This window comes from Bacteroides sp. AM54-2NS, from assembly GCF_003602935.1.
GTDB classification, from domain to species: domain Bacteria; phylum Bacteroidota; class Bacteroidia; order Bacteroidales; family Bacteroidaceae; genus Bacteroides; species Bacteroides xylanisolvens.
The window spans coordinates 133,472-147,196 of the sequence record NZ_QTMZ01000012.1 but is presented as its reverse complement, the minus strand read 5'-3'; the positions used below and the strand labels follow the sequence as shown (position 1 = coordinate 147,196).

Below are 13,725 nucleotides of genomic sequence, written 5' to 3'. Positions count from 1 at the left end.
AAGCGGTAAAAAGGCAGATGTACAATAGGGCAGGAAGCAAACTACTGAGAGCCAAGATTCTTTATTCACAATAGAAGAAGTACCACCAAATTTGACGAAGAACCCTTTTTCAACTTTATAGTAGGAAAAACTTTCGTTCATTTCTGCACCGTTTCATTCTTTTTTATACTGTTTTGAAACAAATAAGTCGATTCTAAATACTTGGTTTACTGCTGGACCGTTTGCTCCTGTGTCGCTGTACTTTCATTTCCATAGCGGTCAATAGCCGTCACTGCGAAGTGCTTTTTTGCATTCCAAGGCAGGATAGGGGCATATACGTAACTCGTCTCTCGAATATTTTGTGCAACGATATTTTCTGGTCGGTTGATATCTACCGGATAATCATTAGAAGCATAAATAACATACATGGGCTTGTTGCGCTGATCGTTATCAGTAGCAGCCTGCCAGGTTAATTCCGTATATCCATTATCAATGTGAGTAACTTTCAGTACAGAAGGAGCAGTTGGCGCAACATTATCTAACCATGGCATCGGAGGCTGTAAAGCAGGGTATGCATAAAAATTCTCGGATAATTCATCATAAATCCCCTGCGTGTTCTCCATCAGGTATTTCACCCGGTAATGCCCTTCACCCGCCATTTTCTGCTTGCGGATAAAGTTCATCTGACGATCTATTTCGTCGCGTGTCCATTTACCTTCATCGGGATGGAGAAAATAAATGCCGAGTCCCGGAATCACCTGCCGTCCGTTGCTCTGTTCCTGCCAGTCGAGGGCGAAAGGGTAGAAATTGTTTCCCTGGAAATACATCATCGGATAAATTTGATCCATAATACCTTCTCCCATCCAACCTTGCGGGTCCTGATAAACGGTAAAGAAAGCATTCCATCCCCGGGAGGGGTAACGAGAAGTATCACGGTATTTACCTACCGGGCAGGTACTAACTTTCACCCAAGGTTTCATAGCTTTTATACCTTTATATATATAACGTACAATTTCGGAGATATTATCCCGGCGCCACTGATTCAGTGTGCGTCCTTTATTGTATCGTCGGAAATCATATTTATCAGGAAAAAGAGGAGCATTCTCCGGATAACGCAGATAGTCGAAATGCACTCCGTCCACATCATAACCGCTAACGACTTCCCGCACCAGTTTCATCAAATACTCCTTCGTTGCCGGATGTCCCGGATTGAGGAAATATTCGCGCTTGTAAGGAACGCATATTTCTTTCATCCGCTTGGTGACAGACTGACTGCCGAGCGAAGCAACATGCTTCTTATTCCCTAGTGGGATAGTTACCATCCAGGCATGACATTCCATCCCTCGCTTATGACATTCTTCAACGGCAAAAGCCAGTGGATCATATCCCGGATTTCCTCCTGGCTTTCCGGTCAGGATCGAATTGAAAGGTTCGATTGCCGAAGGATATAATACATCTCCACGAGTACGGGTTTGAAATAGGACAGTGTTGAAGTTGGCAGCCTTTAACTTATCAAGAATATCTATTAACTCTTCTTTCTGCTTGCGGATTGTTTGAGGGTTTGTCGCACGTGTGCGAGGCCAATCCAGTCCGTACACCGCTGTCACCCATGCGGCACGAACTTCGTGCTTGGGTTGCGCAACAATTGAGAGGAAAGGATACAAAAGTGAAAGAATGAAAATAGTATAGTGCATATTCTTTATTTTTTGTTTTAAATCCCTGCAAAGTTAGTAAAAGTGTCGGTATTGTTGGGCTGTTTCGTGAGATTATGTTACATTTGCCAAGTTAAAAAAACGACACGCTATGATTACATTTACTCTATGCCTGCTGGCGTTGATAGTAGGCTATTTTACGTATGGACGCCTGATGGAACGCGTCTTTGGTCCTGACGACCGTAAAACACCGGCTCTTACCAAGGCGGATGGAGTGGACTATATTCCATTGCCCACCTGGAAGATTTTCATGATTCAATTTCTCAATATTGCCGGATTAGGTCCTATTTTCGGAGCAATCATGGGAGCGAAATTTGGTAGCTCTTCATACTTGTGGATTGTGCTGGGAAGTATTTTTGCGGGGGCAGTGCATGATTATTTTGCCGGAATGCTTTCTTTGCGTAATGGAGGTGAAAGCCTGCCGGAAATTATAGGTCGTTATTTGGGACTGACTACCAAGCAGGTGATGAGAGGATTTACTGTCATTTTAATGATTCTGGTGGGGTCAGTTTTCGTTGCAGGTCCTGCCGGATTGTTGGCAAAACTCACTCCGGAAAGTTTGGATGCTACGTTTTGGATTATCGTTGTATTTGCATATTATATTCTGGCTACTTTGCTGCCTGTTGATAAAATAATAGGTAAAATCTACCCATTGTTTGCGGTTGCCTTGTTGTTTATGGCAGTAGGCATTTTGGTGATGCTCTATGTTAACCATCCGGCTTTGCCGGAGTTATGGGACGGATTGCAAAATACGAACCCGGAAGCGAGCGAACTTCCTATCTTCCCGATTATGTTTGTGAGTATTGCTTGTGGTGCCATTTCAGGTTTCCATGCTACGCAAAGCCCATTGATGGCCCGTTGTATGACTTCGGAACGGCATGGACGTCCGGTATTTTACGGTGCAATGATTACCGAGGGCATTGTTGCTCTTATTTGGGCTGCTGCCGCTACTTATTTTTTCCATGAAAACGGAATGGAAGAAAGCAATGCTTCTGTTATCGTTGATGCCATCACAAAAGAATGGTTAGGGGCAATCGGCGGAGTACTCGCTATTTTGGGGGTGATTGCCGCTCCGATTACTTCGGGAGATACGGCCTTCCGTTCGGCACGTCTGATTGTGGCGGACTTCTTGGGAATGGAGCAAAAAAGTATGCGCCGTCGTTTGTACATTTGTATTCCGATGTTTGTAGTGGCTATTGGTTTGCTTTTGTATAGTTTGCGTGATGCAAACGGATTTAATATGATATGGCGTTATTTTGCCTGGGCAAATCAGACATTGGCTGTGTTTACCTTGTGGGCTATAACAGTTTTTCTGACGGTATCCAAGAAACCTTATATCATCACTTTGATACCGGCACTGTTTATGACATGTGTATGTTCTACTTATATATGTATTGCTCCTGAAGGATTGGGACTTTCGCATACAGTTTCCTATGGCATTGGTATAGTGTGTGTAGTAGTTGCGGCAGTTTGGTTCTATATCTGGATGAATAAGCAAAAAACAAGAAAATTATCAGAATGAAGAAAATAAGAAAATCAACAGGAGTGGCGCTTGCATTCCTTATTTATGTATCCGTAACAGCGGCTTATTTGTTGCCTCGTAATACGGAGGTCAGCCTGACAGAGAAAATAATTACGGTGGCAGTTTCTTATGTCATCGTTCTTCTTCTTTGGCTGGTGCTTCGGAAAAAGGAACAAATGCGCGAACGCCGCAAAAAAGACGAACAATCTATTCACTTAAAAAAGTAAGTTTATGAAGAAATTAGCTTTGGCTCTTTGCTTATTGGCAGTCTCTTTTACTGCACAGGCGCAATTTGAGAAAGGAACTACGATTATTAATCCTTCATTATCGGGGTTGGACTTTTCGTATAGTAAAAACGATAAAGCAAAATTTGGAGTTGGTGCACAGGTCGGTACATTTTTTGCCGAAGGTATTGCCTTGATGGTAAATGCCGGAGCCGACTGGTCGAAACCGATAGACGAATATACATTGGGTACCGGAGTACGTTTTTACTTTAATAAAACCGGTATCTATCTGGGTGGCGGACTCGACTGGAACCGTTTTCGCTGGAGTGGTGGAAAGCATCAGACAGACTGGGGACTGGGTATCGAAGCCGGATACGCTTACTTCCTTTCGCGTACGGTAACCATTGAACCTGCCGTTTATTATAAATGGCGTTTCAATGATGGAGATATGTCACGTTTCGGTGTGAAGATTGGATTCGGTTTCTACTTGTAAGAGAGATTGATTTTTTCATATATTAAGCTTGCAGATATAGAACTTCTGCAAGGGCTTAATTACATAGATGTATTATTATAGTTTTGACGATTGCTTATCCTAGTTTTTCTTTCAGAAACTGCCCTGTATAGCTTGCTCCGCAGGCAGCAACTTCTTCCGGAGTACCTACTGCTACGATATTTCCACCTTTATCTCCACCTTCCGGTCCGAGATCGATTACATAATCGGCACATTTGATAACGTCCATGTTATGCTCGATGATGACGATGCTGTGTCCCCGGCGAATCAACGCATCGAAAGCATCCAACAGTTTGCGGATATCATGGAAGTGTAGTCCCGTAGTCGGCTCGTCGAAGATAAACATCGTCGGGTCGGCTTTCTCCTGACTTAAATAAAATGCGAGTTTGACACGTTGGTTTTCACCACCGGAAAGGGTAGAAGAAGCCTGTCCTAATTTGATATATCCTAGTCCTACGTCCTGCAGAGGAAGTAACTTCTTCACAATTTTCTTCTGTCCATGTTCGTTGAAGAACTCAACCGCTTGGTTGACGGTCATCTCCAATACATCGTAGATGCTTTTATCGTTGAATTTCACTTCCAGCGTGTCGGATTTGAAGCGTTTTCCATGACAAGATTCACACTCCAATACCAAGTCTGCCATAAACTGCATTTCTACAGTGATGGTTCCTTCTCCTTTACACTCTTCGCAACGTCCGCCTTCACTATTGAAACTGAAGAATCCGGGGGTATATCCCATTTGTTTCGCCAAAGGCTGTTCGGACCATAGTTTGCGGATTTCGTCGTAAGCCTTGATGTAAGTCACCGGATTTGAGCGCGATGATTTGCCAATCGGGTTCTGGTCTACAAATTCTACATTCCGCAGGTCACGCAAACTTCCTCCGATTGAAGAGAATTCTCCCGGTCGGTCACTACATTCGTCTAATTCACGCTTCAATGCCCGGAAGAAAATATCTCTCACCAATGTACTCTTACCGGAACCGGAAACACCGGTAACAACTGTCATTACATTGAGAGGGATACGCACGTTTACTCCTTTCAGATTATTCTCACGTGCGCCTTTCAATTCTATATAATTATTCCACGGGCGGCGATGATCCGGAACAGGTATTTCATCTTCTCCTAAAAGATAACGTACCGTATAGCTGTTGCTTCCCTTCTTTAAATCCTTCATATCTCCCTGGTAGACAACTTCTCCGCCCAGGCGTCCTGCATTGGGACCTATATCAATAATGTAATCCGCTGCACGGATAATCTCTTCATCGTGTTCTACCACCACTACCGTATTTCCTAATTGTTGCAGTTGGCGCAATACATGGATCAGGCGGTCTGTATCACGGCTATGCAGTCCGATGCTTGGCTCGTCGAGAATATAAAGACTACCTACAAGGCTACTTCCCAGCGAGGTTGCCAGATTGATACGCTGGCTCTCTCCACCCGATAAGGAATTACTAAGCCGGTTCAAAGTCAGATAGCCCAAACCTACATCAATTAGAAAACGAATCCGGCTATTTATTTCAACCAGGATACGTCGGGATACGTTGTTGTCGTGTTCGTCCAGTTCCAAATGATCGAAGAATTCCTTCAGCTCTGTGATAGGCAAATCTACCAGTTCGGAAATGTTTTTTCCACCCACTCGTACATATCCGGCTTCCGGTTTCAGGCGGGTGCCGTGGCATTTCGGGCAAAGCGTCTTTCCCCGGTAACGCGCCAGCATCACCCGGTATTGTATCTTATATTGATTCTCTTCCAGCATCTTGAAAAAATCATTGATGCCGTGGAAATATTGGTTGCCCTCCCAAAGTAACCTGCGTTGCGCGTCTGTCAACTCATAATAAGGAGTGAAAATGGGGAAGTCGAATTTCTCCGCATTATGAATTAATTCTTCTTTCCATTCACCCATCTTTTCGCCACGCCAGCATACGATAGCTCCTTCATGCACCGATAATGAACGATCCGGAACGACTAAGTGCTCGTCGATGCCGATTACTTTGCCGAATCCTTCGCACGCCGGACAAGCGCCGATAGGCGAGTTGAATGAAAACATCTGGTCGTTCGGTTCTTCAAAGATGATGCCGTCCGCTTCGAATTTAGTGCTGAAAGTATGAAGTTTCGTAGTTCCATCCGATAGAAAAAAACGCAGCATACAGGTTCCGTCGCCTTCATACATGGCTGTTTCGGCAGAATCAGTCAGCCGGCTGATGGCGTCTTTGCTGTTGGCAACAGCCATACGGTCCACCAGTAGATATACTTCATCACCTGCCACAGGCGTATATTCATCAATACGCTTCATCTCACCGTTCACTTCGATACGGTTGAACCCTTGTTTCAGGTCTATCTCCAGTTGCTGTTGCAAGGTGCGGTCTTCACGCAGGCGGATGGGTGTCAGTACCGTATATCTTGTACCTTCCGGGTATGAGAGCATGCAGTTGACAATGTCTTCTGTAGAGTGCTTCTTTACTTCTTGTCCGCTGATGGGGCTATACGTTTTCCCTACCCGTGAATATAACAGGCGTAGATATTCGTAAATTTCAGTCGAGGTGCCCACAGTAGAACGGGGATTGCGGCTGTTCACTTTTTGTTCGATAGCAATGGCGGGAGGAATCCCTTTGATAAAGTCACATTCCGGTTTGCTCATTCGCCCCAGGAACTGGCGCGCATAGCTGCTTAAACTTTCCACGTAGCGGCGTTGTCCTTCTGCGTAGAGCGTATCAAAAGCAAGAGATGATTTTCCCGAACCCGATAATCCGGTGATGACAACAAGCTTGTTGCGGGGAATATCTACATCGATGTTTTTTAGGTTGTTGACGCGTGCGCCTTTGATCGAAATATAGTTGTTTTCTGACATAAAATACTCCTTTTTTATGGTAGTCGGCAAAGTTAGCGAATTTATCGGGAGTTTGTATTATCTTTGCGTCACATTATTACGATTTAAGAATATTATGAAGCTGAAAAACTATCTTTTACTTTTAGCTCTTCTTCTGGTGGTAGGAGTGAGGGCACAGGTGCCATCAGGCAATAAATATCCTAAACGTGAATTCCGTGGAGCGTGGATACAAGCTGTTAACGGTCAGTTTCGTGGCATTCCCACAGAGAGGCTGAAACAAATATTGATTAGTCAGTTGAACTCTCTTCAGGAAGCTGGTATTAACGCAATCATCTTTCAGGTACGCCCTGAAGCGGATGCATTATATGCTTCCCAGCATGAACCGTGGAGTCGTTTTCTGACAGGAACGCAAGGTCAGATGCCTTCTCCTATGTGGGATCCGATGCAGTTTATGATTGAAGAATGTCAGAAACGGAATATGGAGTTTCATGCCTGGATCAATCCTTACCGTGTGAAGACCTCATTAAAAAATAAGTTGGCGCCGGAGCATATTTATCACCAGCATCCGGAATGGTTTGTTACTTATGGCGATCAGCTATATTTCGATCCGGCACTTCCCGAAAGCCGGGAGCATATCTGTAAAATTGTGACCGATATTGTGTCTCGTTATGATGTAGATGCTATTCACATGGATGATTATTTCTATCCTTATCCGGTTAATGGATTGGATTTTCCGGATGATGCAAGTTTCGCCCGTTATGGTGGAGGTTTCACCAATAAGGCAGATTGGCGTCGTAGTAATGTGAATGTGTTGATAAAGAAGCTTCACGAAACGATTCGTGGCATCAAGCCTTGGGTGAAGTTTGGTATCAGTCCGTTCGGTATTTATCGTAATCAGAAGAGCGATCCATTGGGAAGCAACACCAATGGTTTGCAGAACTATGATGATCTTTATGCCGATGTACTCCTTTGGGCACGTGAAGGATGGATTGATTATAATATTCCGCAAATTTACTGGGAGATTGGCCACAAAGCTGCCGACTATGAGACATTGGTGAAATGGTGGGCTACTCATTCGGAAAACCGGCCGTTGTTCATTGGTCAGTCGGTGCCAAAGACAGTTCAGTTTGCCGATCCGCAGAATTCTTCTATCAATCAGCTTCCCCGCAAGATGGCTTTGCAACGTGCTTACCAAACAATCGGAGGTAGCTGTCAATGGTATGCAGCAGCTGTTGTTGAGAACCAGGGTAGATATCGCGATGCTTTAATCAGTGAATATCATAAATATCCTGCTTTGATTCCAGTCTTTGATTTTATGGATGATAAAGCTCCGGGCAAGGTACGTAAAATGAAAAAGGTATGGACGGAAGATGGCTATATCCTTTTTTGGACAGCTCCGAAAGCTGATACAGAGATGGATAAGGCAGTTCAATATGTAGTCTATCGTTTTGACAGTAAAGAAAAGGTGAATTTGGACGATCCTTCTCATATTGTAGCTATCACGCGCAATCCATTCTATAGACTTCCTTATGAAACAGGAAAAACAAAATGCCGTTATGTAGTGACAGCTTTAGATCGTTTACATAATGAATCGAAATCCGTAAGTAAGAAGTTAAAACTGTAAAGGTATAGAATAAACAACGATAAAACGTGAACACTCTGCTGAATGATAACGCAGTTTATTCACCGTTTTTTTGTTTACTGTTTTTTTGTTTACTGTTCAGCCGCTCGTTATTAATAGAGCAGCAAACCTGCAATACCACAGGCGATAATCATTAATATCGGATTGGCTTTATATTTTCTTGTTCCGATGAATGCAATCAGAAAGATAATGATACTGATAACGAATGAATAAGTATCTTCCGTAGGCGAACCGAAGTTTTCTGCGTTCATTAATACCAACGCGGCGGAGGCGAGTAATCCGACTACTGCCGGGCGTAATCCATTAAAAATAGATTCTACTATCGGATGTTTCTGGTATTTTAGGAAGAATTTACTGATGGTCAACATCAAGATGAAAGAGGGAAGGACTACGGCAAAGGTAGCAATGATGGAACCCCATACGCTACCCGTAGAAGTAAACCCTACATAAGTAGCTGCGTTGATACCAATAGGTCCTGGAGTCATTTGGCTGATTGCGACAATATCCGTGAACTCCTGCGAACTCACCCATCCATAGCGGGTTACCACTTCGCCTTGAATCATGGAAAGCATGGCATAACCGCCACCGAAGCCAAAGAGCCCGATCTTGAAAAATGTATAGAATAACTGTAGGTAAATCATGTGATTAATAATTTATTATATAATAATTTTAGGCATGGATTACACGGATTTCCCGGCTTTTAGAATTATGAATCTGTAAAACAACAGCGTTAATCCGCGCCTTCTCAACTCTCCATTCTCAACTCTCAACTTTTCTAAATTTCCCCCACAGGAAACCTCCTACACCGGCCGCAATAATAATCCAGATAGGGGAGAAGCCCAACAGCCAGATTAATATTGCCGAGACAACAGGAATCCACAGATTGTAGCGGTTGATTTTTGCGGATCGTCCCATGGTAAAGGTCGGCGCCGCGATGAGTGCCACCACTGCCGGGCGAATTCCTTTAAAAATACGTTCCACTATCGGATTGTCTTTGAAACTATGAAAGAACAGGGCGATAGCCAATATAATAATGAAAGACGGCAAAATTGTTCCCAATGCTGTGATAATACTTCCCCGGATTCCACGCAGCTTATATCCTATAAAGATAGAAATATTGACTGCCAAAATTCCCGGTGCGGATTGGGAGATAGCCAGCAGATCGATAAAATCTTCCTGCGCAATCCATTTCCGTTTGGTGACAATTTCATTTTCAATCAGTGGCACCATTGCATATCCTCCTCCAATAGTAAAGGCGCCTATTTTAAAAAAGATTCCAAATGCTTCGAGATAAATGTTCATTCTTTCTTTTCTCCTCCTTCCTTACTAACTGCTTTTTTCTCTTTGCCATATTGACTGGGACTTACATTATAATGCTTCTTAAATACTTCGCGGAAGTACTTGGCGTCACTGAATCCCGTCATTTCTGCAATTTCTGTTATGCTATGTGTGTCTTCTTTTAGTAATTGTACGGCACGTTTCAGACGAATCAGCCGGATATAATCTCCCGGTGCCTGATCGGTTAATGCCCTTAATTTATTGTAAAAACTTGTGCGACTCATTCCCATCAGGCTGCATAATACATCTACCGTGAGAGCAGGATTGTCAATGTTATCTTCCACGTTCTTTTTGACGTTTGCTATGAATTTCCAGTCAATGTCTTGCGAACAGTTGATGCAGTCTTCATCATTTTCCTCATCATTCAGATCTAAATTTGCGAATTTGCTGCGCAATAGTGCACGGTTAGCCAGCAGATTGGCAACATTAGCTTTCAATATACCAATATTGAATGGCTTCACAACGTATTCATCCGCACCAATCTGAAGTCCCGAGAGAATATCTTTCTCATTATTCAAAGCAGTCAGCAGGATAACAGGAATGTGGGAGGTTTCGATATTATTCTTGATAGCTTGGCATAATTCATCCCCCCGCATTTCAGGCATCATAATGTCTGAAATAACCAGCTCTGGTTTGTACTCGGGAATAATCGTCAATGCTTCTTTTCCATTGGAGCAAACCTGTACGAAATACTCCTCGGATAACGTTTGCGACAGATAGTTGCGCAACTCATCATTATCTTCCACAATCAAGATGCGACGATGATTAATGTTCTCTTTCTTTTGTGCATTTTCGTAAATTTCAGGTGATGGAGGCGGAACGTTATCAATCGTATTTTCTATACGCTGTTTGCTCGGAGTTGCCAGATGTGCTTTCCGGAAGCGCTTGCTGTCTTTAGGGAATGTTATTTTGATAACCGATCCCTGGTTTTCGATGCTTGACAGATTAATCTTTCCTTTATGCAGGCGGACTAGCTTCCATACAAGCATCAGTCCGATACCACTTCCTGTTACTTTGGAATTAATAGCATTGCTGCCACGGAAATGAAGTTTGAACAATTTCTTTTGTTCATTGGCCGGGATGCCGATTCCTGTGTCTCTGACTTCCACGCTCCATGAGTCAGATGTTTCTGAAACGAAAACCTGTACATTTCCATTTTCCGGAGTATATTTCAGTGCGTTCGAAATGATGTTCTTAAAGATAGATTCCATCTTTTCTTTATCAAACCATACGTTCATATACCTGAAATTACTTTCATAAGTGAAGTTGATATGTTTGATGTTGGCGTACTGCTGGAACGCGTTGAATATTTCATTCATAAACGTGTTTAGCTCATGCTCTGAAATATATAATTCGGAAGAATATACGTCCGCTCTTTCAAAGTTGATAAGATTGGTGGTAAGACGTAATAGGCATTTACGTTTCGTAATGCCGTATTCATGTTCGAAATACCTTCTTTACTCAACTCCTCTTTCTCGCGTAGTTCTTCCAAAGGTGCTTTGATAAGCGTCAATGGGGTACGGATATCATGTGCCGTATTGATAAAGAAGTGTATTTTCTCATCGGAGACTTTGCGTTGCTTCCTCAAAATCAGTATACGCAATAGGACGATGGCAATGAGACAAAGGATAGCTGTATAAACCAGCATGGCCCAGAATGTCAGCCAGAAAGGTTGGGCGATAACAATATCCATGCTTCTTTCTTCAAGCATGACACGTTTGTCTTCATTGGAGATAGCACGTACTCTTAGTGTATATTTGCCCGGCGCAAGATTGGTGTAACGAATTGTATTCTCGGTTCCGGGTTTGCTCCATTTATCATAGAAACCTTCTAGCCTCCAAGAGTAAAGAATATTGGAAGGATAGTCATAGTTGATGGAAGAAACCTGCAAAGAGAATCTGTTTTGATTGTATTTTAACTTTAGTACCTTTGTATCATTGATGCTTGCTTTCAACGGAGAATCCTCATCACCCGGATAGATTGTTTGATAAAAAAGCTTGAAATCGCTGAAAATCATTTTAGAAGAATAACTTCTGGGCAATTTCATATCCTTGTCAAATTCCACTGCTCCGTCAGAACTGCCTAAAATGAATTTATTGTTTTTCCGTAACGTACCTGATAGCGCATTGAAATGGGTGGTCATCAATCCCATATCTTTGGTCCAGTTATAGAATTTTTTCTCATTGGGATAAAAACTTGTCAATCCGCTTTCTGTACTCATGATTATATCTTTGTCCGCATCCGATAATATGGTATAGATATTATTGGATATCAAAGCACAGTTTTCCGTGTGGTAATGAGTGAACAGTTTTTTATTAATATCGTAAATCAATAGTCCCGACCCGCTGGTACCTATATACAATGAACCGTTTTTTGCTTGGTACAGGGAATAGATATAGCTCGACTCTACCGGAAGTTTTATGCGCTCGAATTTTCCGGATTCTTTATCTAAAAGACATAGGCCGGTGGCACTACCGATCCACATACTTTTTTCATCTTTCTCAACGATGGCGGTAATGGAATTTAATCCATCATAAAACCGTACTTCCTGCGTCTTCAGATTAATACGCTTGAGGTTGTAGAATCCTCCCGACCAGATATAACCCTGCATATCTGTACGAATATCACGTATATATTTATCCGGTCGCTTGTTTGTATGAGTGTACAAAGGCGGCATGAAATAGCTGACACTGAACGTTTTCTTATCTATCTGGTAAGCACCGGAAGAGTACCCGCCTGCCCAGATAATTCCGGGAGCCACTTCGCATATAGTAAGAAAGATATGGCTTTTATTACCTTGCGACTCTTCAAAAGCACTAAGCACCGATCGCCATTGTCCGGTCTTTGAATTAAAAAAACTGATGCCATTGTTCGTTGCAAACCATAAATCTCCCTCTCTGTCTTCAATAATGGCATTTACTTGATCGTTGATTAAAGACTGTTTGTTACCGATGGAGTGCTTAATCCATTTGTAGCTCGTATAACGGTTGTTTTGTATCGTGATTCCGATGGGATAATTAGCCAGCCATATCCGTTCTTCATCATCCACAAAAATGTCATTGATACTGTTACCGTTCATGCCACAATTACTGTTATAATCAGCCACAATTTCGGGTACTATTTGATAAGTATCCATATTTATTTTGTGTACTCCTCCGCCATCGGTAGCTATTAATAACTCTTTGTCATTTAGCGGCTTGAACCGTGTGATACTGATATCTTTCAGGTTATAATCCGGTCGTATGACGGATTTGGTATTCATATCATAAACCATAATTCCCCGCAAGAAAGTGCCGATGAATAGTTTCCGAATCTTTTTGTCGAAGTGTAAATCGCTTACTTGGGCTTTCACGCTCTCCAACTTATCGCAATTGATAAGTTTCAATGCGTTGTTTTCTAATTGGGCATAATGAATCCCCATTTCCGTACCGATGAAGAAATGCGATTCGTCTATTTGTTCAATATCAGTGATTTCTTCACTTATATCATTCTTTATATGGGTGACTTGTTTGGTGTCCGTATTATAGAGAAAGATAGTATCTTTATTGCATAGCCAGATGTGTTTGTTCTGGTCGAGCCAGGCATAAGTGACCGGGTCCGGCTGTTCGCTGAAACTTTCCATCGGTAATTTATATACAAGACTGAAGCAGTCGTGAATCTGGTCATACCGGAATACTTTTCCTTTTTTCCCGATTTCCCATAAGACTCCTTCCTGATCAATATAAAGCCAGTTTAGATTTAACAGAGAGTTCACTTCTGCGTCACCATCCATTAACTTATATCGTTTAAACTCTTTTCCATTGTATCGATCAATACCTTCGTGCGTGAGGAACCACATGTATCCGGTTTTATCTTTTTGAATGCAGTAACCCGCCGGTTACTTAACCCATCCTCCACTCCGAGATATCGATACGTCTGCGCGACACAAATTAGAGGAAACAATAAGATTAGAAAAAGCCATTTTTTCATA

8 protein-coding genes and 1 pseudogene are annotated in these 13,725 nt (G+C 42.5%); 4 read left to right on the top strand and 5 right to left on the bottom strand.

Translation table 11 applies throughout. From position 1 onward, the window contains the following. Nucleotides 1-206: 206 nt before the first annotated feature. Entirely contained in the window at nt 207-1,673 is a 1,467-nt protein-coding gene (locus tag DXA05_RS10055; protein ID WP_128859131.1) for a family 10 glycosylhydrolase, read from the bottom strand. Between the two features lie 109 nt (nt 1,674-1,782). Here DXA05_RS10055 and DXA05_RS10050 point away from each other — a divergent pair, with 109 nt between their 5' ends. From DXA05_RS10050 to DXA05_RS10040, 3 genes are read left to right on the top strand one after another with little or no spacing between them, the layout of a single operon-like run. Beyond that, nucleotides 1,783-3,213 carry a carbon starvation protein A gene (locus DXA05_RS10050; RefSeq protein WP_118407255.1) on the top strand — a complete coding sequence of 477 codons (1,431 nt, stop codon included), beginning with the start codon at nt 1,783-1,785 and terminating at the stop codon, nt 3,211-3,213. Next, nucleotides 3,210-3,440: a hypothetical protein gene (locus DXA05_RS10045; RefSeq protein WP_004300962.1), complete on the top strand. Its 231-nt coding sequence runs from the start codon at nt 3,210-3,212 to the stop codon at nt 3,438-3,440. Before DXA05_RS10050 ends, DXA05_RS10045 begins: the two co-directional genes overlap by 4 nt. Before the next feature lie 4 nt (nt 3,441-3,444). Continuing rightward, nucleotides 3,445-3,930, top strand: a complete 486-nt coding sequence (locus tag DXA05_RS10040) for an outer membrane beta-barrel protein (protein WP_087323871.1) — start codon at nt 3,445-3,447, stop codon at nt 3,928-3,930. A gap of 94 nt (nt 3,931-4,024) precedes the next feature. Here DXA05_RS10040 and uvrA read toward each other — a convergent pair whose 3' ends face one another. Continuing rightward, the gene (uvrA, locus tag DXA05_RS10035; protein ID WP_128859130.1) at nt 4,025-6,796 is read right to left on the bottom strand and encodes an excinuclease ABC subunit UvrA; all 2,772 of its coding nucleotides are present in this window, start codon (nt 6,794-6,796) and stop codon (nt 4,025-4,027) included. A gap of 94 nt (nt 6,797-6,890) precedes the next feature. Here uvrA and DXA05_RS10030 point away from each other — a divergent pair, with 94 nt between their 5' ends. After that, nucleotides 6,891-8,399, top strand: a complete 1,509-nt coding sequence (locus tag DXA05_RS10030) for a family 10 glycosylhydrolase (RefSeq protein ID WP_044918767.1) — start codon at nt 6,891-6,893, stop codon at nt 8,397-8,399. A gap of 110 nt (nt 8,400-8,509) precedes the next feature. Here DXA05_RS10030 and DXA05_RS10025 read toward each other — a convergent pair whose 3' ends face one another. The 3 genes and pseudogenes from DXA05_RS10025 to DXA05_RS10015 all read right to left on the bottom strand — a co-directional run bounded on the left by DXA05_RS10025 (nt 8,510) and on the right by DXA05_RS10015 (nt 13,724). Further along, entirely contained in the window at nt 8,510-9,058 is a 549-nt protein-coding gene (locus DXA05_RS10025) for a chromate transporter (protein ID WP_004300958.1), read from the bottom strand. Between the two features lie 118 nt (nt 9,059-9,176). Beyond that, the gene (locus DXA05_RS10020) at nt 9,177-9,719 is read right to left on the bottom strand and encodes a chromate transporter (protein ID WP_004300957.1); all 543 of its coding nucleotides are present in this window, start codon (nt 9,717-9,719) and stop codon (nt 9,177-9,179) included. Further along, a pseudogene (locus tag DXA05_RS10015) lies at nt 9,716-13,724 on the bottom strand (response regulator). Before DXA05_RS10015 ends, DXA05_RS10020 begins: the two are co-directional and overlap by 4 nt. Between the last annotated feature and the right edge of the window lies 1 nt (nt 13,725).

Excerpts from the sequence above, each read along its gene's own strand:
- DXA05_RS10055 (WP_128859131.1), bottom strand. The coding sequence starts at position 1,673 with ATGCACTATACTATTTTCATTCTTTCACTTTTGTATCCTTTCCTCTCA.
- DXA05_RS10050 (WP_118407255.1), top strand. The coding sequence starts at position 1,783 with ATGATTACATTTACTCTATGCCTGCTGGCGTTGATAGTAGGCTATTTT.
- DXA05_RS10045 (WP_004300962.1), top strand. The coding sequence starts at position 3,210 with ATGAAGAAAATAAGAAAATCAACAGGAGTGGCGCTTGCATTCCTTATT.
- DXA05_RS10040 (WP_087323871.1), top strand. The coding sequence starts at position 3,445 with ATGAAGAAATTAGCTTTGGCTCTTTGCTTATTGGCAGTCTCTTTTACT.
- uvrA (WP_128859130.1), bottom strand. The coding sequence starts at position 6,796 with ATGTCAGAAAACAACTATATTTCGATCAAAGGCGCACGCGTCAACAAC.
- DXA05_RS10030 (WP_044918767.1), top strand. The coding sequence starts at position 6,891 with ATGAAGCTGAAAAACTATCTTTTACTTTTAGCTCTTCTTCTGGTGGTA.
- DXA05_RS10025 (WP_004300958.1), bottom strand. The coding sequence starts at position 9,058 with ATGATTTACCTACAGTTATTCTATACATTTTTCAAGATCGGGCTCTTT.
- DXA05_RS10020 (WP_004300957.1), bottom strand. The coding sequence starts at position 9,719 with ATGAACATTTATCTCGAAGCATTTGGAATCTTTTTTAAAATAGGCGCC.